The sequence below is a fragment of the Heyndrickxia ginsengihumi genome (assembly GCF_011008565.1).
Taxonomy (GTDB): Bacteria; Bacillota; Bacilli; order Bacillales; family Bacillaceae_C; genus Weizmannia; species Weizmannia ginsengihumi.
Genome location: NZ_JAAIWK010000043.1, coordinates 1 through 22,640 on the forward strand (window position 1 = coordinate 1; position 22,640 = coordinate 22,640).

Genomic DNA, 22,640 nt, shown 5'->3' on the forward strand with positions numbered 1-22,640 from the left:
GAACTAGAACAACAAACTGCCTTTTTTCTGCCTTTGCTAAATCAATTTATATAAAAACGTAAGATTTTCAGTGGCCTCCGTGCAGCGCCGAGGAGGCACAGCATTTGCCCACGGAAAGCAAGCATCCTGGAGCGAAAATCACTCCCACTTTAATTAAAACAGTCAGTGAAAATAAGCTTATTGTTTCCCTATTTATTGATTATGTTTTGTTTCTTCCGCTACTTCACTAGCTAATTGTAAAAAATTTGCTAATGCAGGACTATAATCATCTTTACGATGAGCGAGAGCAAGTACTGTATTCAATGGGTGGTGTTCGATTTCTCTATAAACAATATCAAGATTAAACAACTTTTCAGCTGTTTTCGGTAATACCCCAATGCCGATACCTGCTTGCACTAAGCCGATGACCATCTGATATTCTGTAGCCTCTTGGACAATATTTGGCGTAAAGCTGGCATCGTGAAATGCTGAAACAAACTCGTCATATAAGCCTGGCCAAATATCACGCGAAACAACAACAAATGGAATATCAATTAAGTCCTCAATCTCAATAACCTCTTTTTTAGCTAAAGGATGATTTTTCGGAAATGCTAATGCAGCGGCTCCTTGCTGGATCGTCTTTGTTTCGATCAGCGGATCATTAATAGGAGGATGCAGCAGTCCGACATCAATTTCCTTGCGATTTAATGCCCTAATTTGATCGGGTGTCGATAGTTCATGTAAAGATACGGCAATTTTAGGATATTTGAGACGAAACTCACGGACAATGTCTGGGAGAATATCGTATGTCGCCGATCCGACAAAGCCGACAATGACATTTCCGAACTCGCCTCTTTCAGCACGCTGGGCATTTTCAACAGCAATGTCAAGATGTTCTATAATTTGTTTAACCTCTTTTAAAAACACCTTTCCAGGAATAGTTAGTTCCACATGTCTTTTACTTCTTTTGAATAAGTCAACGCCTACTTCTACCTCTAATTGCCGAATTTGCTGACTGAGAGGAGGCTGTGTCATTTGTAATCGTTCAGCCGCCCTGCCAAAATGAAGTTCTTCTGCAACGGTTAAAAAATAGTGAAGATGTCGAAGTTCCATTATAACTCGCTTCTCCTTAAATTATATTAGAATAATATCTTTTGCATATTAGTAATGTATCAATAATATATTTTAAACATTTTAATAGATGAGGTAAAGTATAAGTATAGATAAACAAAAACACTCAGTCTAATGAATATAGATTGAATGTCTTATTCAGGATCGATCCACTAAAGACTGGTAAAAGATACAGTAGTACTATCAATGTGAAATGATGCACATATTGAAAACGTTATTTTCATAGGAGCGTGAATAAAGTTATGTCACAAGAAAAAAAATCTCAAACAACAAAAACAACAACAGCAGCAGATCTTATCGTTGATTGCTTAATTAAACAAGAGGTACCTTATGTATTTGGTATTCCTGGTGCAAAAATTGATGCGGTGTTCGATGTTCTTCAAGAACGCGGCCCAGAATTAATTGTAACGCGTCATGAACAAAATGCAGCATTTATGGCAGCAGCAATGGGCCGATTAACTGGTAAACCAGGCGTATGTATTGCGACTTCTGGACCTGGAGCTTCAAACTTAGCTACTGGTTTAGTGACAGCAAATACTGAAGGAGATCCAGTTGTTGCACTTGCAGGTGCGGTTCAAAGAGCAGACAGCCTAAAGAAAACCCACCAATCAATGGATAATGTGGCACTTTTCCAACCAATTACGAAATATAGTGCAGAAGTTGTTGATCCAAATTCAGTTCCTGAAGTAATGACAAATGCTTTCCGTTCTGCGTCTTCAGCACAAGCTGGTGCAGCATTTGTTAGTTTTCCACAAGATGTACTTTCAAGTCCGGCTACTGTTAAAGCATTAGGACCGCTTCCAAGTCCAAAATTGGGCAGACCATCAGAAGATGCAGTAAAAGAAGCAGTTGAAGCTATTCAACATGCTAAACTACCAGTTATTTTAGTTGGTATGAGAGCGAGCCGTCCACAAGTTGTTGCCGCTGTAAGAGCATTATTGAAAAAAATGGCTTTACCAGTTGTCGAAACATTCCAAGCTGCTGGATTAATTTCAAGAGAATTGGAATCCCATTTCTTTGGACGTATCGGATTATTCCGTAATCAGCCTGGGGATATCCTATTAGAGCATGCTGATGTCGTTGTAACGATTGGTTATGATTCTGTTGAATACGATCCTAAATATTGGAACGGCGTAGGTGAAAGAAAAATCATTCATATTGATGAAATTCAAGCAGATATTGACCATGATTATCAACCGGAAATTGAACTTGTTGGTGATATTGTAGCAAGTGTAGATAGTCTTAGAGAAAACCTTTCTCGTTTAAATATGAGTGAAAAGGGAATGGAACTTTTAGACATTTTACGCAACAAACTAAATATGCGCGATGAGCCATCTGAACCGACACATCCAAATCTTGTTCATCCACTTCAATTTATTCGTGAGTTACGTTCATTAATTGATGATAATGTAACTGTTACATGTGATGTTGGTTCCCATTATATTTGGATGGCTAGACATTTCCGTTCATATGAACCAAATCGTCTTCTATTTAGTAACGGAATGCAAACACTTGGTGTCGCTCTTCCGTGGGGAATTGCTGCAGGGCTTGTAAATCCTAATGAAAAAGTAGTTTCTATTTCAGGAGATGGCGGCTTCTTATTCTCAGCAATGGAATTAGAAACAGCTGTCCGTTTGAATTCACCGCTTGTTCATATCGTATGGAATGACGGTACTTATGATATGGTCGCTTTCCAACAACAATTAAAATACAATCGTACTTCTGGTGCACATTTTGGTTCGATTGATATTGTAAAACATGCGGAAAGCTATGGTGCGAAAGGATTGCGTGTAAATTCTCCGGAAGAATTATCCGCAGTTCTTAAGGAAGCATTAAGTACAGAAGGACCAGTTGTAGTTGATGTTCCGATCGATTACAAGGACAATATCGAACTAGCTAAAAAATTACTTCCTGACCAATTAGTATAAAAACGATAAAGATTGAATCTAGCAAGTTCATAAATGATGAACCTCAAGCGTTGCTATATGAAAAAATGAAACCATTGAAAGAAGGAATTATAAATGAGTATGGTTATCCAACCTCAAGATTTAAAAGCATCAGCCCGCTCTTTTGATGAAGTATATCAATTATCTACGATGACTTCTCTGTTAGATGGTGTCTATGTCAGTGACAAAACCTTTTCTGAATTAAAAAAACAAGGCGACTTTGGAATTGGTACATTTGAACATCTAGATGGCGAATTGATTGCTTTTGATAATGAATTCTATCAATTAAAGTCAGATGGTACTGCTAATATCGTAAAAGATGAAGATAAATCACCATTTTGTTCTTTAACTCATTTTAAAACGGATTTAACTTATAATATTGAAAGACCAATGACGCGTGAGGAATTTGAACAATTAATTAAAGACTTAGTTCGTAGTGAAAATTTGTTTTATGCAATTCGTGTTGATGGTGTATTTAAAGAAATGAAAACAAGAACGGTTTCCTATCAAGAGGAAGCTATTCCAATGACAGAAGCGGTAAAGGTGCAACCAATTTTTACGTTCAATGATATTTCAGGAACATTGGCGGGCTTTTGGACTCCTGCCTATGCGCAAGGAATTGCTGTTCCAGGATTCCACTTTCATTTCATTGATGATGAGAGAACAGGTGGCGGACATGTGTTTGATTATGTCATCGAACAAGGTAAAATCCAAATTAGTACAAAAACACATATGAACTTACATCTTCCAGAAACAGATGCATTTCTAAATGCTAATTTATCACGCTCAGATTTAGCAGATGAATTGGAGAAAACTGAAGGAATGGCAGAGTAAGTATTTGATTTCAAACAGAGGCGGCGGCGCCTCTGTTTTTCTAGTTATAATCTGCTATTTTTTGGTCGTATCTTTTAAAGCAAAATGGTTTTATGCTAGTTAATGAGAGTGTAATGTGCATCACATTTTTATGATCGATTTCTGTTTATAATTTATAGAAAAAAATGTGAGCTGGTTATAGCCGGTATTCTTTGTGGACAATATGGTCGCTATAATTTTATTTGCCATTCCTGTTTCAAATATTTGGGGATTCCGGAAAAGTGTTTTATCATAAAAGGGAAACATTTTTTATAGAGAAAGAAGCCGATTATTTAAATGGCTCTGTTAAATATAATTGTTAATGTTATTAACTCTATGAATGACTCTGTTGCTTTTATAGTAAAGAGTATTAGATGATTTCCGCTCCAGGGGTTCGCTTTCCGCGGGCGGATGCTGAGCCTCCTCGACGTTGGACGCCTGCAGGGTCTCATCAATCTCGCTAATCCTCCCCTTGCGCTTCAATCGATAAGTGATTGAAGCAAAAAAGAAGGGAAATAGGAGGGGGGTGATTCCGCTTTATGGATTTACTGTTCGTGAGCGGACAAAGTCTGATTGCTAGACATTAACAGTGCTATTTAACAAAGCCATGCTAAATTGCTGCAGGATGCCAATCTGTTCACATAAAAAGTAATCGAAAAACATATTTTATTTAATTAACAATCTTAAACAATGTGACGTGCATCACGTTGTTTGCGGTATATATGATTGCGTATGTATTAGACTTAGACTCTTAGAGGAAACGAGGAATGTAAGATGTTAGTGGATGCTTTGAATCGTCCGTTATTGGATTTGCGAATTTCTGTGACAGATCGGTGTAATTTTCGTTGTGTGTATTGTATGCCGGAGACAGATGGCAAAACATATTGTTTTATGAAAAAGTCACAATTAATGACGTTTGAAGAAATTGTGCGCTTGGCAAATATTTTTGTCTCTTTAGGTGTAAGAAAAATTCGCTTAACTGGCGGCGAGCCTTTATTAAGAAAAGATATCGATGTCTTAATATCAATGTTGAACAAAATAGAAGGCCTTCAAGATATTTCTGTAACAACAAATGGCTTTTTACTTAAAAGATATGCAAGCCGTCTAAAACAAGCGGGTATTCACCGTGTAAACGTCAGTTTGGACGCTATAAATGACGATGTGTTCTCTGCGATAAATGGCGTCGGCGTAAAATCTAAGAGCATACTAGAAGGAATTGATGAAGCTGTTCGCCAAGGAATAGCTGTAAAGGTTAATATGGTCGTGAAAAAGGGAATGAATGATACAGAAGTGTTACCGATGGCAAGATATTTTAAAGAAAAGGGAATCACACTTCGATTTATTGAATTTATGGACGTTGGTTCAATCAATGGATGGAAATTAGATGAAGTGTTAACGAGTAAAAATATATTCGACATGATTTCCCAGGAAATGCCGTTGGAACCACTAGAAAGAAACTATTTAGGCGAGGTAGCAAAACGCTATCGTTATATTGGAACAGATACTGAAGTAGGTTTTATCTCTTCTGTGTCACATCCATTTTGTGCGGATTGTACAAGATGCCGGCTTTCTGCTGAAGGAAAAATCTATACTTGCTTATTTGCCAGTGATGGCGTCGATTTGTTAACGAATATCCGCAATGGTGCAAGCGACCAAGATTTGATTTCACAAATTGAAAGTGTATGGCAAGTCCGTAAAGATCGCTATTCTGAAGTTCGGGGAAAAAATACGACATTAAAAGGAAAACGGATTGAAATGTCCTATATTGGAGGATAAATGGTAATGAGTACGAGCGAGCATAAACAAAAGGCAACAATTCCAGTATTTTGTAAAGTCATTACAGTCTCAGATACGCGTACAAAAGAAGATGACAAAAGTGGAAAATTAATCATGGAATTATTAAAAAGAGAAGAAATTGCTGTAATCAATTATGATATTGTAAAAGATGATCAGAAAGAGATCCAAGTGGCTATTGAATCAGCAGATGAAGCAGTAAATGCGATTTTAATTAATGGAGGAACTGGGTTTACGAAGCGGGATGTTACGGCAGAAACGGTAAAAACAATGCTAGAGAAGGAAATGGTTGGGTTTGGAGAACTATTTCGTTACTTAAGTTATGATGAAATTGGCAGTGCTTCAATGTTAAGCAAAGCAATTGCAGGCACGATTGAACGAACAATCATATTCTGCATGCCAGGATCAAGTAATGCAGTCCGACTAGCAATGGAAAAATTAATTTTACCAGAACTAAAACATATTGTTTGGGAGCTTCACAGACAATGACCGAATACGCAGCGATTGTCTTGGCAGGGGGAATGTCAAGACGATTTGGCGACGAGAAAGCTATTGCCAAGTGGAACGATAAGCTTTTTATTTCATATAGCTTAGAGGCAGTAAATCATGTAGAACAAACAATCATTGTTACGCGTGATGATCTGCTTTCAAAGGTTCCTCAATTGGCAAACGTGCAATTGATTACCGATGCAGAAGCGTATAAGGGAAAGGGACCGCTTGCTGGCATTTATTCAGGAATGACACGAGCAGAGGCAGAATGGTATGTTGTTTTGCCATGTGATACCCCATGGATCAATAAAACGATTATGAAGCAATTGCAAGCTTATTGTGATGGGCAGTTCGAGGCGATTGTATCAAAAGTAAATGGATGCATGCAGCCATTAATCGGAATCTATCACCGGCGGTTAAAAGAGAAGATCAAAGAGAAGCTAGAAAAAAATGAGTTGCGTATGAAGCAGCTGCTATCTGAATGTATTGTAAAGGAAGTTCATTTTTCTGAAGAAAAGTTGTTTGCAAACATAAACACAAAAGAGGAATATGAAAATTTATTAAGAATGGATCATCAATAGTGTTAACAAAAAGCATTCGAAGTGAATAGAAACCGAATGCTTTTTCCGGTTGCTTTTTAACATCCAAAAATATTTTCACGATATTTTTGAATGTTGCCCTATCAGAATTTGCAATTAAATATTATACATACAGATTATTGCTGCTTCGATTTGTGTGACGTACATCACACAAATTGGACAACGACTATAGTATAGTAAACTTACCATACATTGTTACGGTTTTTAGGAAAGGAATGGAGCCCAATGCGAAAACCAATTAAGGTTGAAGAAGCGATTCAAAGTGTGATGAAATGGCCGCTTACAGGCGAGAAAGAGTTTGTATCCATTGAAAATAGTTATAATAGAGTACTGGCAGAAGATTTGCTAGCAACAACTGATGTTCCTTGGTTTAAACGTTCCCCTTATGATGGATATGCAATCGTTGCAGCTTCGACTCAACAGGCAAATTCGGAATATCCAATCTTTCTAGAAGTACTTGGAACGATTGGAGCAGGGTTTACATGGGATGCTGAACTGCAGCCACATCAGGCAGTGAAAATTATGACAGGAGCCGCAATTCCTGAAGGGGCAACTGCCGTTATTATGGTCGAGTTAACAAAAGAAGTGATAAAAGACGGAAAAACATACGTGCAAATAAAAAGAAAAGTAAAAGACGGGGAAAATATCGTAGAAATTGGCGAAGATATGCAAAAGGATGAAGTGCTCGTTAAAAAAGGTACGAGTATTAATCCGGGAGTGATGGCAACATTAGCTACGTTCGGATATAAGACAGTTGCCGTAATGAAAAAGCCAACAGTTGCCATTATTGCAACAGGAAGCGAACTATTAGAAGTCGATGACCCGCTTGAAAAAGGAAAAATCCGCAATAGCAATGCCTATATGTTAAAGGCGCAAATATTGCGGGCGGGCGGTGAACCGATTTATTACCGGTTAGTAAAGGATGATTTTGAAGAAACATTTCTTGCTGTAAAACAAGCAATCGAACAAGCGGATATTGTCATCACTACAGGCGGTGTTTCCGTAGGGGATTTTGATTATATTCCAAAAGTATACGAAAAGCTTGGAGCGACACTTTTATTTAATAAAATTGCGATGCGCCCTGGGAGCGTAACGTCAGGTGCACTTTTAAATGAAAAAGTAATTTTTGGGCTTTCGGGAAATCCTTCCGCATGCTATGTTGGTTTCGAATTGTTTGTTCGTCCATACTTAAAGGCAATGCTTGGACAAGAAAATATTTATTTGAAGAAGGCACAAGCGATTTTAGAGAAAGACTTTTTAAAAGCAAATCCATTTACCCGTTTTGTACGTGCGAAAACTACTTTTGATGGAAACGAATTACACGTCGAACCTGTTGGAAAGGACAAGTCGAACATTGTATCTTCTTTAATTGACGCAAATTGTTTCATCGTCTTGCCCGGCGGATCTCGTGGCTTTGAAAAGGGGCTAAAAGTAGATATTCTGTTAATTGAAGATGAAGGAGCACCAATTTGGGATGAACATATTACAGATAGTAGGCTACCAAGATAGCGGCAAAACAACCTTAATGGAAAAGCTCGTCAACATGCTTAGCGACCAAGGATTTCGTGTCGGAACACTTAAACACCATGGCCATGGAGGGGCACCAATGCTTCCAGCGCAAAAAGACTCTACACGCCATTTTGAAGCTGGATCAATGATGGCCGGTGTTGAAGGCGAAGGCACTTTATCATTAGCGATTCACAACAACAATGGCTGGCAGATTGATGAACTGGTTGATTTTTATCGAACGTTGCCACTTGATATTTTGCTCATTGAAGGTTTTAAAAAAGCCTCATATCCAAAGCTTGTTTGCCTTCGTAATGACGAAGAAGATTTACAGTTACTAGAACTTTCAAATGTTGTTGCGGCATTTAGTTTTAATCGAATTGAACATCCTCGATGTTTTCTCATTCAAAAAGAAGAAAGCTATCGAAAATGGTTGTTAGATTATATGATGGGGGAGTCAAATGTTTGAGATTGTAAAAGAGCCAATAGACGTTTCGGCTGTAATTAATGAGGTTGTCAATCGGAACGCAGGCGCGATTGTAACATTTATCGGTACGGTTAGGGAATTAACGAAAGGTAAGAAAACATTATATTTGGAATATGAAGCATATGAACAAATGGCAAGAAAGAAGCTCGAACAGATCGGCAGTGAAATTACTGCACGGTATCCGGAAACAAAAGTAGCCATTGTTCACCGTGTTGGCCGTCTTGAAATTACTGATGTCGCGGTCGTAATTGCAGTGTCTACTCCACATCGCGATGATGCTTATAAGGCGAACCGTTATGCTATTGAGAGAATTAAGGAAATGGTGCCAATTTGGAAAAAGGAACATTGGGAAGACGGCGAAAAATGGATCGGTAATCAACAAGAAACGGTTTCTTATGAAGGAACGGGTTCTCCTAAGGAGTGTGAATCATGATTCGGGTTTTATTATTCGCTCATTTAAAAGAACAATTGAATCGTTCAGAGCTAACGATTGAACGAGAAAAAATGACAGTTAAAGATTTAAAAGAAGAATTAGAAAAAACGTATTTACTTTCACAAGCTGCATCTTTAATGATTGCCGTAAATGAAGAATTTGTTACCGATCAGGAAGTTATCCGGGCAGGGGATGTTGTGGCACTTATTCCCCCAGTAAGTGGAGGGTGAAAAATGGATAAATTAACACATATGAATGAACAAGGCCGCGCAAAGATGGTCGATATTACCGAAAAAGGTGAAACATTAAGAACGGCACATGCGAAGACAAGCCTGTTTTTATCAAAAGAATTGTATGAAAACATTACTAATTTAAAAATGAAAAAAGGTGATGTCCTTGCAGTCGCACAAGTTGCGGGGATTATGGGAGCAAAGAAAACATCAGATATTATCCCGATGTGCCATCCGCTGCAACTGACAGGCGTGGATATTCAATTTAATTGGAATGAAATGGAAAATGAACAATACGAATTAAAAATTGATACTTTTGTGAAAACGAAAGGAAGTACTGGTGTGGAAATGGAAGCATTGACTGCCGCATCTGTTTGTGCCTTAACTGTTTACGATATGTGTAAAGCGGTTGATAAAGGAATTGTCATCGGACAAACATATTTAGTACAAAAAACAGGCGGGAAAAGCGGAGATTTTACACGCCAAGGAGTGTAAGAAATGGAGCGGTATTCTAGACAAGTTCTTTTTTCTCCAATTGGGGAAGAAGGACAAGCGCAAATCTCTCAAAAGCATGTGCTAATTGTTGGGGTTGGAGCACTCGGTTCTGTTAGTGCGGAACTACTGACAAGAGCAGGAATCGGGAAACTGACAATAGTGGATCGCGACTATGTAGATGTGACAAATTTACAAAGACAGCTCTTATATTCTGAGCAAGATGTCAAGGAAAAATTACCAAAAGCGATTGCAGCAAAGCGCCGTTTACAAGCGATTAATCAAGATGTTATGATTGAGGCGCATGTAATCGATGCATTTGACCCTCAGCTCGTTTCGATTTTAGAGCAAGGTGTAGATGTGATGATTGATGGCACCGATAATTTTGAAACAAGGTTTTACATCAATGATCTCGCAGTAAAATATAATATTCCGTGGATATATGGATCATGTGTAAGCAGCTTCGGGGTGTCATTTCCAATTATACCGAATGAAACACCTTGTTTTCGCTGTCTTATTAATCATTTGCCATCTTATCAAATGACATGTGATACGGTAGGAATTATTTCGCCAACAGTACAAATGGTTGCTTCTTATCAGACAGCAGAAGTGTTAAAAATACTTGTAGGTGCAAAAGAGATTCGCAATTCAGTCGTTGTCTTTGATCTTTGGAAAAATGACCATCATTTTTTAAAGGCAGGAAAACTAAAAAATGCGCAATGTCCAACTTGCGGAGAACATAGAACATATCCGGCATTGCAAGAAAAATCGTCAGCGGATGTATTATGCGGCAGGGATACTGTTCAAATTCGCCATTCGGAGCCGTTTCATTTAGCAAAAATGGTTCAGCAAATGAAAGCAAGCGGCCATCATGTGCAATATAACGATTATTTAATTATTACAGAGTTAGAAGGATATCGGACGGTTTTATTTAAAGATGGAAGAATGCTGATCCATGGCACGAAGGACATGTTGAAAGCACGCTCCTTGTACCAAAAGTATTTCGCCTAACAATGGGGGAATGAACAATGACCAGTTTATTAAGTGACAAGAATCTCAAACAGCTGAAATCAATGGCGCATGCTGCACAAAAAGTACCAAAAGGAACATTTATTTTTCGAGAAGGGCAAGCTGGAGAAAACTTTTTTATCGTTCTTTCCCGTAAATTTGAGATTAGTAAATTTACGGGCGATGGAAAAGAGCTATGCTTGCGCCTCTGTGGGGAAAATGCAGTAATTGGAGAATTAATGGTCTTTTCGAATAATGGGAAATATCTCTTTAACGGACGTGCATTGGAAGACAGTGAGGTTCTAGTAATTAAAAATAAGGCAATTGAACAAGAACTGCTTGTAAATGCCGAATTTGCACTTGAGTTTTTGAAAATGATGACAGATCATTTTCGTAAACAGCATACGAAATTCCGTGATCTTGTACTGTATGGAAAAAAAGGTGCATTATACTCTACATTAATTCGGATTTCAAACAGCTACGGTGTGAAAGTAAATGGCGGGATCTTGTTAGATGCGCCGATCACCCATCAAGAATTGGCAAATTTTAGCTCGACATCTCGTGAAAGTGTTACACGGGAATTAAATTATTTAAAAAGTAAAGGAATCATTTCTTTTAAAGGTAGAAAAATTATTATTCATAGTTTAGACTACTTAAAATTAAAAATTAATTGTGAAGGTTGTCCAGCATCATACTGTGTCATAGATTAGCATTTATTAGTGGGAAAGAAACGGTTAGGAATATTCTTAATGGCTTCTTTCCCACTTTTATTATGAAAAAATAAAGATTATGATCGTTGTTTGACATCGTGATGTAAATCACTTCTTCTTCCCGCCGGCTTTTTTACAATAGGTATATAAAGAACGCTGACAAGAAATGAGGGAGTTATGATGGAATGTTTTTCACATACGTTTAAGAACGAGCACGGATCATTTTGTCCAGGATTACAGCAGTTATTACATGAACATCAACAATTAAATCAAAGGAAATTATCTTTATTTGAATTAGCACAGCATATTGCTAATGGTGAAGTTGAGGATGTTGCTGAGGCCCTCCATTATTTGCGCGGAGACGTGATTATTTTCTCAGAAGAGCTGGAGCATCATTCGAGCCGAGAAGAGGATGTTTTATTTACAAAGTTAGAGGAGTATATTGGCAAGGATCATGGGCCAATTGCCGTGATGGAATATGAGCATGATCTTGCTAAAGAAAAGATCGCAACCTTTTTAGCAGAAACAGCTGTTATTCATTCAGCAGAAGCAGAAAAACTTGCTTCTTACGTTATAGATACTTATCAATTGCTAACAGAGCATTTCTTTAAAGAGGAGAATGTCCTTTTCCCAATGGCAGAGCAATTATTATCAGCAAGTGAAAAAGAGGAATTAGAAAAACGATTAGTATAAACCCTTCGACTTTTCGAAGGGTTTTTTCGTCTGGCAGAGTGAGACTAAATGCTAAAAAGTTAGAATGGAATGTCGGAAGAACAGACTGATAAGTAAGTATTTCAAAACATGTAATCTTGACAAATATGTGAATACCATAAGATATGTGACGTACTGCACATTTCTCATGTTCGTTTCCCTTTATATTGAACATATCAAAGGAACTGAATTAGGAGTGAGCGATGTGAAGAAAAGGTCACCACTTTTCAAACGCTTTAAATATAGTAAACCAATTGAAAAACATGCAGATGGACATAGTCAAGTCACCTATGGGGACAGAGAGTGGGAAAATGCATACCGCAGAAGATGGCAGCACGATAAAGTAATTCGTTCAACACATGGGGTGAATTGCACAGGATCTTGCAGCTGGAACATCTTTGTAAAAGATGGCATTGTGACGTGGGAAGGGCAGCAAACCGATTATCCATCAACAGGACCGGATATGCCTGACTTTGAACCGCGGGGCTGTCCTCGTGGCGCCAGCTTTTCATGGTATATATACAGTCCGCTACGTGTGAAATATCCATATGTCCGCGGCATTTTATTAACGATGTGGCGTGAAGCATTGGCAGAGCATGATAATCCGCTTGATGCCTGGAAAAGTATCGTTGAAAATCCTGAAAAGGCGAAACGCTATAAACAAGCTCGCGGTAAAGGTGGATTTGTAAGAGCGGATTGGGATGAAGTGTTGAAGCTTATTTCTACTTCACTGCTTTATACAACTTTAAAATATGGACCGGATTGCAATATTGGTTTTTCACCAATTCCAGCGATGTCGATGGTAAGTTACGCAGGTGGTTCACGGTTCATGCATTTGATGGGGGCACCAATGTTAAGCTTTTACGATTGGTATGCTGACTTACCTCCTGCATCTCCACAAATTTGGGGTGATCAAACAGACGTACCTGAAAGCAGTGATTGGTACAATGCTGGTTATATCATCACATGGGGATCAAATGTGCCGTTAACGCGAACACCTGATGCCCACTTCTTAGCGGAAGTGCGTTATAAAGGAACGAAGGTTATTTCGGTCAGTCCCGATTATGCTGAATCAACAAAATTTGCGGATGACTGGATGAGCGTGAAACAAGGGACAGACGGTGCTCTTGCGATGGCAATGGGACATGTCATTTTAAAAGAATACTATGTTGATCAGCAAGTACCTCATTTCCATAACTATGCAAAACAATATACAGATTTTCCATTCCTCGTCACTTTGAAAAAGCAAGAGAATGGTCACTATGTTGCCGATCGTTTTTTAAATGCAAGCGATATTGGCAGAAAAAGCGAAAATGGCGAATGGAAACCGGTGCTTTGGAATGAGCTTACTAATGATTTCGCCAACCCGAACGGTACGATGGGATCAAGATGGGATGGCAAAGGAAAATGGAATTTAAACATGAATGATGAAGAAACAGAAGAAGCGATTGACCCAAGATTATCTCTTTTAGGAATGGAAGACCAGATTACAAATATCCAAATTCCGTATTTTTCAGAGGAAGGAAATAAAGTGCTTGAGCGTGCGGTTCCCGTTAAAAAAGTGCAAACGGAAGAAGAAGAACTGTATGTGACAACCGTGTATGATCTCGTCCTTGCCAACTACGGGGTAGATCGCGGAATTGGCGGAGATGTTGCAAAAGATTACGACGAAGACATTCCTTTCACACCGGGATGGCAAGAAAAAGTGACAGGGGTTAAACGTGAGTTAGCAATCAAAATTGCCCGTGAGTTTGCGCAAAATGCAATCGATACGAATGGACGGTCAATGATTATCGTTGGCGCAGGTATTAATCACTGGTTTAACTCTGATACGATTTATCGCGCTGTTTTAAATCTTGTCTTGTTTGTAGGTGCACAAGGTGTAAATGGCGGAGGATGGGCACATTATGTCGGCCAGGAAAAATTGCGTCCTGTCGAAGGCTGGCAAGCAATCATGTCTGCGCGTGACTGGCAAATGCCGCCAAAATTGCAAAACGGTACATCATTCTTCTATTTTGCTACAGATCAATGGCGTTATGAGGATACACCTGTTGGCGACCTTGCTTCTCCAACTGTTGATAAGGCAAGATACCAACATTTTGCTGACTATAATGTTCTGGCAGCAAGATTAGGCTGGCTGCCATCTTATCCAACTTTCGAAAAAAACGGCATCGATTTATACAAAGAAGCCGTCCAGCAAGGGGCTAAGACGCAAGAAGAAATCGGCCAATATGTCGCACAGCAATTGAAAGAAAAGAAATTGCGTTTTTCAATAGAAGATCCTGACAATGAGAACAACTTCCCAAGAAATATGATTGTTTGGCGTGCCAATCTCATCTCGAGCTCAGGAAAAGGGCATGAATATTTCTTGAAATATTTGCTCGGTACGACAAACGGTTTAATGAATGAAGATGATGAAAGCTTACGTCCAGAGGAAATTGAATGGCGTGAAGATGCACCAGAAGGAAAATTAGATTTACTTATTAACTTAGATTTCCGGATGGCAGGAACTGCTTTATATTCTGATATCGTATTGCCAGCTGCAACATGGTATGAAAAACATGATTTAAGCAGCACAGATATGCATCCATTTGTCCATCCGTTCAATCCAGCAATTGCTGAGCCATGGGAAGCCCGCTCTGACTGGGATATCTTTACTTCTTTAGCTGAGGCAGTATCTAAACTAGCAACAGATTTAAATATGGACCCAATTAAAGAAGTTGTCGCAACGCCAATTCAGCACGATACAGCTGGGGAAATGTCACAGCCGCTTGGACGGGTTAAAGATTGGAGCAAAGGCGAAGGAGAGCCAATTCCAGGAAAAACGATGCCGCAAATTCATGTAGTAGAACGTGATTTTACAAAGATTTATGAAAAAATGACGGCATTAGGGCCAAATGTGATCAAAAAGCCGTACGGAACAAAAGGTATTTCATGGTCAGTGGAAGAGGAATATGAAAAACTGAAAAAGACATTAGGAACGGTAAGAGGCACAACGATTGCAGAAGGCTGTCCAGATATTAGCACAGCAAAGAAAGCGGCGGAAGCAATTTTAACGCTTTCCTCTACGACGAATGGTCATGTTGCGGTCAAAGCTTGGGAATCACTTGAGAAAACAACGAGCCTCAGTTTAAAAGATTTAGCGAGTGAACGCGAGGAAGAGTGTTTTACATTTGAACAAATTACAGCTCAGCCACGAACTGTTATTACGTCTCCGGCGTTTAGCGGTTCTGAAAAAGGCGGACGCCGATATTCACCATTCACGACGAATGTGGAACGTCTTATTCCATGGCGGACATTAACAGGCCGACAATCGTATTATCTCGATCATGAATTAATGCAGGAATTTGGTGAAGCAATGGCAACATTCAAGCCAATTCTTCAGCATAAGCCGTTTAACAGTAAACGTCCAGGAATCGAAGGAAAAGAAATTACTTTAAATTATTTAACACCGCATAACAAATGGTCTATTCATAGTATGTATTTTGATTCTCAGCCGATGTTGACCCTTTTCCGAGGCGGACCAACGATTTGGCTGAACAAAGATGACGCTGCAGAAGCAGACTTGAAAGATAATGATTGGATTGAATGCTTTAATCGCAACGGTGTCGTTGTAGCCCGGGCTGTCATCTCCCACCGGATTCCACGCGGGATGGCATTTATGCACCATGCACAAGATAGGCATATTAACGTACCTGGAACGAAGCTAACAAATAATCGCGGTGGTACACATAACAGTCCTACTAGAATTCATGTGAAACCGACGCATATGATCGGCGGTTACGCGCAATTAAGTTATGGATTTAACTATTACGGACCGACGGGAAATCAACGTGATTTGAATGTCATTATCCGGAAGTTGAAGGAGGTTGATTGGCTTGAAGATTAAAGCACAAGTCGGAATGGTAATGAATTTAGATAAATGTATCGGCTGCCATACTTGCAGTGTGACATGTAAAAATACTTGGACGAACCGTGCAGGCGCAGAATATATGTATTTTAACAATGTCGAAACAAAACCTGGGATCGGCTATCCGAAACGATGGGAAGATCAAGAAAAATACCGCGGAGGCTGGGAGCTAAAAAATGGTGAACTGCGCTTAAAATCGGGATCAAAAGCAAACAGGCTAAAAAACATTTTCTACAATCCGGATTTACCAACGATTGATGACTATTATGAGCCTTGGAATTATGATTATGAAACATTAACAAATAGTCCTGAGAAAAAACATCAGCCTGTTGCGCGCCCTAAATCAGCGATCACTGGTGACTTCATGGAATTAAAATGGGGACCAAACTGGGAAGATGATTTAGCAGGTGCACCGGAAACAGCATTAAAAGATCCGAACATCGAAAAGATGGAAAACGATGTAAAAGCGGAATTTGAAGATGTGTTTATGATGTATTTGCCACGTATTTGTGAGCATTGCATGAATCCATCTTGTGTATCGGCATGTCCTTCAGGGGCAATGTATAAACGCGACGAAGACGGAATTGTCCTTGTTGACCAAAATGCATGCCGTGCATGGCGCTTCTGCGTATCAAGCTGTCCTTATAAAAAGGTGTATTTTAACTGGAAAACGAGTAAAGCAGAAAAATGTACGCTTTGCTTCCCAAGAATTGAGGCAGGATTGCCAACAATTTGTTCGGAAACATGTGTTGGACGTATCCGCTACTTAGGCGTAATGCTATATGATGCTGACAAAGTGGAAGAAGCTGCAAGTGTTACAGATGAAAAGGATTTATATGAATCACAACTATCTGTTTTCTTAGACCCGAACGATCCAGAAGTGATAAAACAGGCAAAAGAAGACGGAATTCCAGAACAATGGATCAAAGCGGCACAACAATCGCCTATTTATAAAATGATTATCGACTGGAAAATTGCGCTCCCATTACATCCAGAATATCGGACATTGCCAATGGTTTGGTATATTCCGCCATTAAGTCCAATTACAAATATGATCGAAGGAAAAGGAAGCAATGCAATCGAATCTGATATTTTCCCGGCAATCGATCAAATGCGCATTCCGATTGAATATTTAGCTAATTTATTAACAGCTGGTGATCAACAAATCATTCGTACGGTACTGAAAAAAATGGCTGCAATGCGAATTTATATGAGAGCAGAGCAAACGAACCAAACTCCGGATGCTGATATGGTAGAAGCATTAGGATTAACGACAACAGATATTCAAGATATGTATCGCCTCTTGGCCATTGCCAAATATCAAGATCGTTTTGTTATTCCGCCGTCTCATCGTGAACAAGTGGCAGATTTATATTCAGAACAAGGTGCGTGCGGCTTATCATTCGCTGGCGGACCAGGAGCATGCGGTGTCATTTCTTAATAAGGGGCTGTGAAACATGAAGTATCAAGAAGTGCAAAATGTACTCGAAATCGTATCTTACTTACTCTCTTATCCTGATCGAGGATGGCAGGAAGGATTAAACGAATGTTTGAACATTTTGGATGATTTGCAAGACGAACAAATTGTTCAAGATTTAAAACAGTTTATTGAAAAAGTGCAAACTCAAGATAAAGATAGATTCATTGAATCATATGTATACACATTTGATTTTGGCAAAAAAACGAATATGTATTTGACCTATATGGTTACAGGTGAACAACGCGAAAGAGGCATGGAACTATTAGATTTAAAACAAATTTATCAATCGGCTGGATTTGCCGTTACAGATAAGGAGCTGCCGGATTACTTGCCGCTTATGCTCGAAATTGCTGCTCAAGCTGAGGAACAGTACACGGTCCAACTTTTGCATAGATACACAGACAATATTGCTGAAATACATCAGCAGCTGCAAACGATGGAAAGTGAATACGCGATTGTGTTCACTATCCTTTTGCAAGTCATTCATGAACTCAAAAATGATAACGTCGTTGAAGGGATCGGATAACAATGGTGAATCAATTTCTTTGGGGTTATCTCCCATACATTGTCTTAACGATTTTTATTGGCGGACATATTTTTCGTTATCAACATGATCAGTTTGGCTGGACGAGCAAATCGAGTGAGTTTTTAGAGAAAAAAAGATTGCGGATCGGGAGTTTAATGTTTCACTGGGGATTTCTGTTTGTTGTCGGCGGCCACGTCATGGGCATTCTCATCCCAAAAACCGTCTATGATACATTCGGAATAACAGAGGAATTTTATCATAAGATCGCTATTGGTTTCGGTGTTCCAGCGGGAATCGTTTCGATCATCGGTCTTTTTATATTGCTCTATCGGCGCATTAGTGTAAAACGGATTTTAAAAACAAGTACGAAATCAGATATGCTCGTTCTCGTCTTTTTAGCGATTATTATGTTGAGCGGTTTGTCCTCTACATTTTTGAATATTGATCCGAAAGGCTTTGACTATCGGGCAACGATCGGACCATGGTTTCGCAGTATTTTCCTCTTTAGGGCTGATCCAGCTTACATGAGCGACGTGCCAATTTGGTTTAAAATCCATATTATCGCAGCGTTTGGCATTTTTGCTGTCTGGCCGTTTACACGTCTCGTTCACGTATTCAGTTTTCCGTTGCGATATTTTAGCAGAAGCTATGTCGTTTATCGCAAAAGAATGCCTAATGAAGAAAAGAAACATCAAAGCTTTTAAAGTCATCACATAATAGATATAAGAGGCTGGGACAAAAGCACAAAGGTTGTTAACTAAAGACGAATATTGCACAGATCAGCTCCGGAAATATACGTAGATTCCTGCGGGAGGATAAGTACCGGTGAGACACCGCATTGCTGCATTGCACGAGGAGGCTCCAGCGGCCCGTTGAAAGCGAAGGATATTTGCGGAGCGGGTGGGCGCAATATTCTGGTTTTCTTTCGTTACTATCCTTTTGTCCCAGCCTCATTCTTATCAAATACGATGGCAGCGGAAAGGAGGATCATGATGGCCGCATCAAAAAAAATATTATTGCCGAAGCAGCATGGAGCATGGGCGATGCTGTTTATTCCTTTTTTGTTAGGCGCCAGCAGAGGAGGATTCTCTTGGCTTCAAATTCCGTGTTTAATTGGCTGGCTGCTCTTATACTTATCGACATACCCGTTGTTAATGGCGTTGAAAATGAAGAAAAACAAGGTATATCTATCATGGTTTTATCGCTATTTTTCAGGTGCAATCGTGCTATTTTTTATTCCGCTTTTTTTCCATATTGAATTGATTTATTTTGGGCTTGCTATGATTCCGTTCTTTTTTATCAATGTATATTTTGCCAAAAAGAAAAAGGAACGCGCCTTTATTAACGATGTTGCAGCGATTACAGTGTTATGTATCGGTGGACTTGTGAGCTTTTATTTAGGCAAAGGGGAATTGACGGTTACAGCCTTTAAGCTTTATATTTCTTGTCTGCTCTTTTTTATTGGAAGTACATTTTATGTAAAAACGATGATAAGAGAGAAAAAGAATGTTCGGTTCAAATGGTATTCATGGGGATACCATGTTGTTCTCATCATCTTCCTTATGCTTTCAGGATATGCTATCTTGACACTTGCCTATATACCTAGCGTAATTCGGGCATTCTTTTTATATGGTCAGTCTTTGTCGATTAAAACAATTGGTATATTAGAGATCATCAATGCAGTCTATTTCTTCATCGTTATACTCGCTCTGTATAGCGTCATCTAACTTATTACAAATATGTGAAACTGCATGAAATTGTGATAAATGATACAAAAAAATATTGATCGTTCTCTTACTATGTAAATAACAAAGCCTAGGTTTGTTATTAGACATTTCTGGAGGAATGATCATGAATAAGCAACATGCAGTTTTACCAATTACGACATTAGCAATGACATTTTCCTTTGCAGTCTGGGGCGTATTTTCGCCGTTAGCGAGTACGTTTCAGCAAATGTACGACTTATCTTCAGTGCAGAAAAGTATATTAGTAGCAATACCTGTATTGCTTGGATCGGTCATGCGGATTCCGCTCGGTATATTCACTGATCGTTACGGCGGAAAAAAATTATTTTCACTGCTATTACTGTTTATTATTTTCCCATTGTTAGGCGCAGGGTTCGCTCATTCATATGAGTCACTATTAATTTGGGCCTTTTTTATTGGAATGGCCGGAACTTCTTTTGCCATTTCTGTCACCTTCGTGTCAAAATTAACATCTGCTGATAAGCAGGGTACAGCGTTAGGGATTAATGCAGTCGGAAATATCGGAACTGCGATCGCAAGTTTCTCGGTTCCAACAATCGCAGCGAGCTTCGGTGTTAAATGGGCATTTTGGGGCCTCATTATACCAGTCGTTGTCATGCTCATACTTGTTTGGTTTGGTACACCGACTACAGATGTCGTAAAACAAAAAGAAAAGAAATCAATGCTCAGTTCTTTATCAGTATTAAAATATAAACATACGTGGACATTATCTTTACTCTATTTTGTTACATTCGGTTCATTCGTAGCCTTTGGGATGTATTTGCCAACATTGCTAGTCGATCTATTTCATTTAAGCCCCGTTGATGCAGGATTAAGAGCAGCTGGCTTTACAGTTGTTGCCACGATTCTAAGACCAATCGGGGGAAGCCTCTCCGATAAAATCGGGGCAAGAAAAATATTGACGTTTGTTTTTATCGGTATGGTTGCCGGCGCCCTTGTCATTGCATTCGGAATGAGCAACATCGTAATGATGACGATTGCTTGTATATTTGTTTCGATCATGTCTGGGCTAGGAAATGGAGCAGTGTTTAAATTAGTTCCGCAAATCTTTCCTAATGAAACAGGAGCTGTTACAGGCATTGTCGGAGCATGGGGAGGCTTAGGCGGATTTTTCCCACCGATATTAATGGGGATTTTTAAAGAAGCAACAGGCTCTTACATGATTGGCTTCGTTCTTCTTAGTGGATTAGCAGCTATCTGTCTTATCCTTAACCAAGTTGTATTTCGAAAAAATGCATGATAAACTTTTATTTCAAACCTCCTTTATGGAATTTTCATATAGCATAAAGGGGGTTTTTCCATTTTATTTTAACTACTCTTTTAAAAAAATCTTATTTGAATTAAAGATAAGAATGGAATATACTGAAATTTGTCGTAAATTCAGCAGGATTTTGTAGAATTTTATCGAAATAGATTGTATGTTAAAGACGTGGAGGAATTATGAATGAAAGATATTCTCAGACCGATTTATCAAGAACGAGCGAGTCAATCTAATACTTTAGCTGTTTTATATATTGAAAAAAAGCAAAACGAAGATGTCCTCACAAATTCATTTGATGCTGTTTTATTAATGATTGTGAAAGAATTAGAGAGTCCTATTCATATTAAACATTATAAATATGAAAATAAAAAAGCTGTTCTTTATGTCGTCAGAGAAAATCAATTAAAGGAATGGCTGCATCTCGGTTCAAATATAAAGATTATGGAATGGATTACGCAAGGGGTCATTTTATTTGACCGCAATGAATATATAACGAATCTTAAAAATGAACTAAGAGATTTTCCGATGGAAGAACGGAAAGTAAAAATGAATGCGGAGTTCGCAAAATTAATTCAAAGATATATGCGCGGAAAGTACTTTTTCGACAGTCAGCAATATGTAGATGCGTACAGCCACGTTGTCCATGCATTACATCATTTAGCCCGTCTATCCATTATAGAGCATGGCTTCCATCCTGAAACGACTGTTTGGAATCAAGTAAAGCAAATGGAGCCTGCAATTTTTAAATTATATGAAGAACTGATTAATAGTCATGAAACACTCGAAAAAAGGCTGGAGCTTCTATTTCTTGCAAGTGAATTTTTCATTCATTCTAAAACGTGTATCGGCACGCAGCATTTGCTGGAAACTATGAGTATGAAAGATGAATGGACAATCAACGATCTAATATCTGATTCGGCATTACAATCTTATAGTATTGATTTAATGGGTCTTGTTGAATATCTTATTGAAAAGAAATATATAGAAGAAGTCATTGTTCCTACGAAGGGGCCGGATATTTTCCATCGCCATTATCGCGTTCATAAAAAAACACAATAAAAAATTTGATTTTGGTATTGACGTATAATAAATATCTTGGTATATTATTATACGTCGCTGATAACAATACAGATTAGCGAAAAAAAGAAATTTAAAAAAGTGTTGACAAGAAAACATTATCCTGATATAATAAAAAAAGTCGCTGACAAAGAATAGCTGATTTGAAAATTGGATGATTGATCTTTGAAAACTGAACAAAACGAAACGTCAATTTTTTTATGAGCTTATATCAAACATCTTTTTGGAGAGTTTGATCCTGGCTCAGGACGAA

21 protein-coding genes are annotated in these 22,640 nt (G+C 38.6%); 20 read left to right on the top strand and 1 reads right to left on the bottom strand.

The annotated features are described in order from the left end of the window. Window positions 1-192: 192 nt before the first annotated feature. Window positions 193-1,092 carry an acetoin biosynthesis transcriptional regulator AlsR gene (gene alsR / locus G4D61_RS17235; protein ID WP_163174563.1) on the bottom strand — a complete coding sequence of 300 codons (900 nt, stop codon included), beginning with the start codon at window positions 1,090-1,092 and terminating at the stop codon, window positions 193-195. Between the two features lie 260 nt (window positions 1,093-1,352). Here alsR and alsS point away from each other — a divergent pair, with 260 nt between their 5' ends. The 20 genes from alsS to G4D61_RS17335 all read left to right on the top strand — a co-directional run bounded on the left by alsS (window position 1,353) and on the right by G4D61_RS17335 (window position 22,369). Further along, window positions 1,353-3,038 (top strand): acetolactate synthase AlsS, encoded by a 1,686-nt coding sequence (gene alsS / locus G4D61_RS17240; RefSeq protein WP_025727968.1) that lies wholly within the window; start codon window positions 1,353-1,355, stop codon window positions 3,036-3,038. Window positions 3,039-3,131: 93 nt separating this feature from the next. After that, window positions 3,132-3,890 (top strand): acetolactate decarboxylase, encoded by a 759-nt coding sequence (budA, locus tag G4D61_RS17245; protein ID WP_025727966.1) that lies wholly within the window; start codon window positions 3,132-3,134, stop codon window positions 3,888-3,890. Between the two features lie 792 nt (window positions 3,891-4,682). Then, window positions 4,683-5,684: a GTP 3',8-cyclase MoaA gene (gene moaA, locus G4D61_RS17250; protein ID WP_035354752.1), complete on the top strand. Its 1,002-nt coding sequence runs from the start codon at window positions 4,683-4,685 to the stop codon at window positions 5,682-5,684. A gap of 6 nt (window positions 5,685-5,690) precedes the next feature. After that, on the top strand, window positions 5,691-6,191 hold the full coding sequence (locus tag G4D61_RS17255; protein WP_025727962.1) for a MogA/MoaB family molybdenum cofactor biosynthesis protein: 501 nt from the start codon (window positions 5,691-5,693) through the stop codon (window positions 6,189-6,191). Further along, window positions 6,188-6,772: a molybdenum cofactor guanylyltransferase gene (gene mobA, locus G4D61_RS17260; protein ID WP_025727960.1), complete on the top strand. Its 585-nt coding sequence runs from the start codon at window positions 6,188-6,190 to the stop codon at window positions 6,770-6,772. Before G4D61_RS17255 ends, mobA begins: the two co-directional genes overlap by 4 nt. Before the next feature lie 243 nt (window positions 6,773-7,015). Next, entirely contained in the window at window positions 7,016-8,299 is a 1,284-nt protein-coding gene (locus tag G4D61_RS17265) for a molybdopterin molybdotransferase MoeA (RefSeq protein WP_025727958.1), read from the top strand. Then, window positions 8,265-8,765, top strand: a complete 501-nt coding sequence (mobB, locus tag G4D61_RS17270; RefSeq protein ID WP_025727956.1) for a molybdopterin-guanine dinucleotide biosynthesis protein B — start codon at window positions 8,265-8,267, stop codon at window positions 8,763-8,765. Before G4D61_RS17265 ends, mobB begins: the two co-directional genes overlap by 35 nt. After that, window positions 8,758-9,216 carry a molybdenum cofactor biosynthesis protein MoaE gene (locus tag G4D61_RS17275; RefSeq protein ID WP_025727954.1) on the top strand — a complete coding sequence of 153 codons (459 nt, stop codon included), beginning with the start codon at window positions 8,758-8,760 and terminating at the stop codon, window positions 9,214-9,216. The genes mobB and G4D61_RS17275 overlap by 8 nt, the downstream gene beginning before the upstream one ends. After that, on the top strand, window positions 9,213-9,446 hold the full coding sequence (gene moaD, locus G4D61_RS17280) for a molybdopterin converting factor subunit 1 (protein ID WP_025727953.1): 234 nt from the start codon (window positions 9,213-9,215) through the stop codon (window positions 9,444-9,446). Before G4D61_RS17275 ends, moaD begins: the two co-directional genes overlap by 4 nt. A 3-nt stretch (window positions 9,447-9,449) precedes the next feature. Next, window positions 9,450-9,941 (top strand): cyclic pyranopterin monophosphate synthase MoaC, encoded by a 492-nt coding sequence (gene moaC / locus G4D61_RS17285; protein ID WP_025727951.1) that lies wholly within the window; start codon window positions 9,450-9,452, stop codon window positions 9,939-9,941. Window positions 9,942-9,944: 3 nt separating this feature from the next. Continuing rightward, entirely contained in the window at window positions 9,945-10,949 is a 1,005-nt protein-coding gene (locus G4D61_RS17290; protein WP_163174565.1) for a ThiF family adenylyltransferase, read from the top strand. A 17-nt stretch (window positions 10,950-10,966) separates the two neighbouring features. Continuing rightward, window positions 10,967-11,656, top strand: a complete 690-nt coding sequence (locus G4D61_RS17295; protein WP_163174567.1) for a Crp/Fnr family transcriptional regulator — start codon at window positions 10,967-10,969, stop codon at window positions 11,654-11,656. A gap of 180 nt (window positions 11,657-11,836) precedes the next feature. Continuing rightward, window positions 11,837-12,349: a hemerythrin domain-containing protein gene (locus tag G4D61_RS17300; RefSeq protein ID WP_025727945.1), complete on the top strand. Its 513-nt coding sequence runs from the start codon at window positions 11,837-11,839 to the stop codon at window positions 12,347-12,349. Window positions 12,350-12,515: 166 nt separating this feature from the next. Continuing rightward, window positions 12,516-16,256: a nitrate reductase subunit alpha gene (locus G4D61_RS17305; protein ID WP_163174575.1), complete on the top strand. Its 3,741-nt coding sequence runs from the start codon at window positions 12,516-12,518 to the stop codon at window positions 16,254-16,256. Then, entirely contained in the window at window positions 16,246-17,718 is a 1,473-nt protein-coding gene (gene narH / locus G4D61_RS17310; protein WP_163174569.1) for a nitrate reductase subunit beta, read from the top strand. Before G4D61_RS17305 ends, narH begins: the two co-directional genes overlap by 11 nt. 16 nt (window positions 17,719-17,734) lie before the next feature. After that, on the top strand, window positions 17,735-18,283 hold the full coding sequence (gene narJ, locus G4D61_RS17315) for a nitrate reductase molybdenum cofactor assembly chaperone (protein WP_163174571.1): 549 nt from the start codon (window positions 17,735-17,737) through the stop codon (window positions 18,281-18,283). 2 nt (window positions 18,284-18,285) lie between these two features. Beyond that, window positions 18,286-18,987 (top strand): respiratory nitrate reductase subunit gamma, encoded by a 702-nt coding sequence (gene narI, locus G4D61_RS17320; RefSeq protein WP_025727937.1) that lies wholly within the window; start codon window positions 18,286-18,288, stop codon window positions 18,985-18,987. A gap of 288 nt (window positions 18,988-19,275) precedes the next feature. Beyond that, window positions 19,276-20,010: a YwiC-like family protein gene (locus G4D61_RS17325; RefSeq protein ID WP_163174573.1), complete on the top strand. Its 735-nt coding sequence runs from the start codon at window positions 19,276-19,278 to the stop codon at window positions 20,008-20,010. A 124-nt stretch (window positions 20,011-20,134) separates the two neighbouring features. Further along, a complete protein-coding gene (locus G4D61_RS17330; protein ID WP_025727933.1) occupies window positions 20,135-21,289 on the top strand; it encodes an MFS transporter in 1,155 nt (384 codons plus the stop codon). 204 nt (window positions 21,290-21,493) lie between these two features. Then, window positions 21,494-22,369 (top strand): nucleotidyltransferase-like protein, encoded by an 876-nt coding sequence (locus G4D61_RS17335; protein WP_025727931.1) that lies wholly within the window; start codon window positions 21,494-21,496, stop codon window positions 22,367-22,369. Window positions 22,370-22,640: the final 271 nt, after the last annotated feature.

Coding starts and splice junctions, on each gene's coding strand:
- alsR (WP_163174563.1), bottom strand. CDS start 1,092: ATGGAACTTCGACATCTTCACTATTTTTTAACCGTTGCAGAAGAACTT.
- alsS (WP_025727968.1), top strand. CDS start 1,353: ATGTCACAAGAAAAAAAATCTCAAACAACAAAAACAACAACAGCAGCA.
- budA (WP_025727966.1), top strand. CDS start 3,132: ATGAGTATGGTTATCCAACCTCAAGATTTAAAAGCATCAGCCCGCTCT.
- moaA (WP_035354752.1), top strand. CDS start 4,683: ATGTTAGTGGATGCTTTGAATCGTCCGTTATTGGATTTGCGAATTTCT.
- G4D61_RS17255 (WP_025727962.1), top strand. CDS start 5,691: ATGAGTACGAGCGAGCATAAACAAAAGGCAACAATTCCAGTATTTTGT.
- mobA (WP_025727960.1), top strand. CDS start 6,188: ATGACCGAATACGCAGCGATTGTCTTGGCAGGGGGAATGTCAAGACGA.
- G4D61_RS17265 (WP_025727958.1), top strand. CDS start 7,016: ATGCGAAAACCAATTAAGGTTGAAGAAGCGATTCAAAGTGTGATGAAA.
- mobB (WP_025727956.1), top strand. CDS start 8,265: ATGAACATATTACAGATAGTAGGCTACCAAGATAGCGGCAAAACAACC.
- G4D61_RS17275 (WP_025727954.1), top strand. CDS start 8,758: ATGTTTGAGATTGTAAAAGAGCCAATAGACGTTTCGGCTGTAATTAAT.
- moaD (WP_025727953.1), top strand. CDS start 9,213: ATGATTCGGGTTTTATTATTCGCTCATTTAAAAGAACAATTGAATCGT.
- moaC (WP_025727951.1), top strand. CDS start 9,450: ATGGATAAATTAACACATATGAATGAACAAGGCCGCGCAAAGATGGTC.
- G4D61_RS17290 (WP_163174565.1), top strand. CDS start 9,945: ATGGAGCGGTATTCTAGACAAGTTCTTTTTTCTCCAATTGGGGAAGAA.
- G4D61_RS17295 (WP_163174567.1), top strand. CDS start 10,967: ATGACCAGTTTATTAAGTGACAAGAATCTCAAACAGCTGAAATCAATG.
- G4D61_RS17300 (WP_025727945.1), top strand. CDS start 11,837: ATGGAATGTTTTTCACATACGTTTAAGAACGAGCACGGATCATTTTGT.
- G4D61_RS17305 (WP_163174575.1), top strand. CDS start 12,516: ATGTTCGTTTCCCTTTATATTGAACATATCAAAGGAACTGAATTAGGA.
- narJ (WP_163174571.1), top strand. CDS start 17,735: ATGAAGTATCAAGAAGTGCAAAATGTACTCGAAATCGTATCTTACTTA.
- narI (WP_025727937.1), top strand. CDS start 18,286: ATGGTGAATCAATTTCTTTGGGGTTATCTCCCATACATTGTCTTAACG.
- G4D61_RS17325 (WP_163174573.1), top strand. CDS start 19,276: ATGGCCGCATCAAAAAAAATATTATTGCCGAAGCAGCATGGAGCATGG.
- G4D61_RS17330 (WP_025727933.1), top strand. CDS start 20,135: ATGAATAAGCAACATGCAGTTTTACCAATTACGACATTAGCAATGACA.
- G4D61_RS17335 (WP_025727931.1), top strand. CDS start 21,494: ATGAAAGATATTCTCAGACCGATTTATCAAGAACGAGCGAGTCAATCT.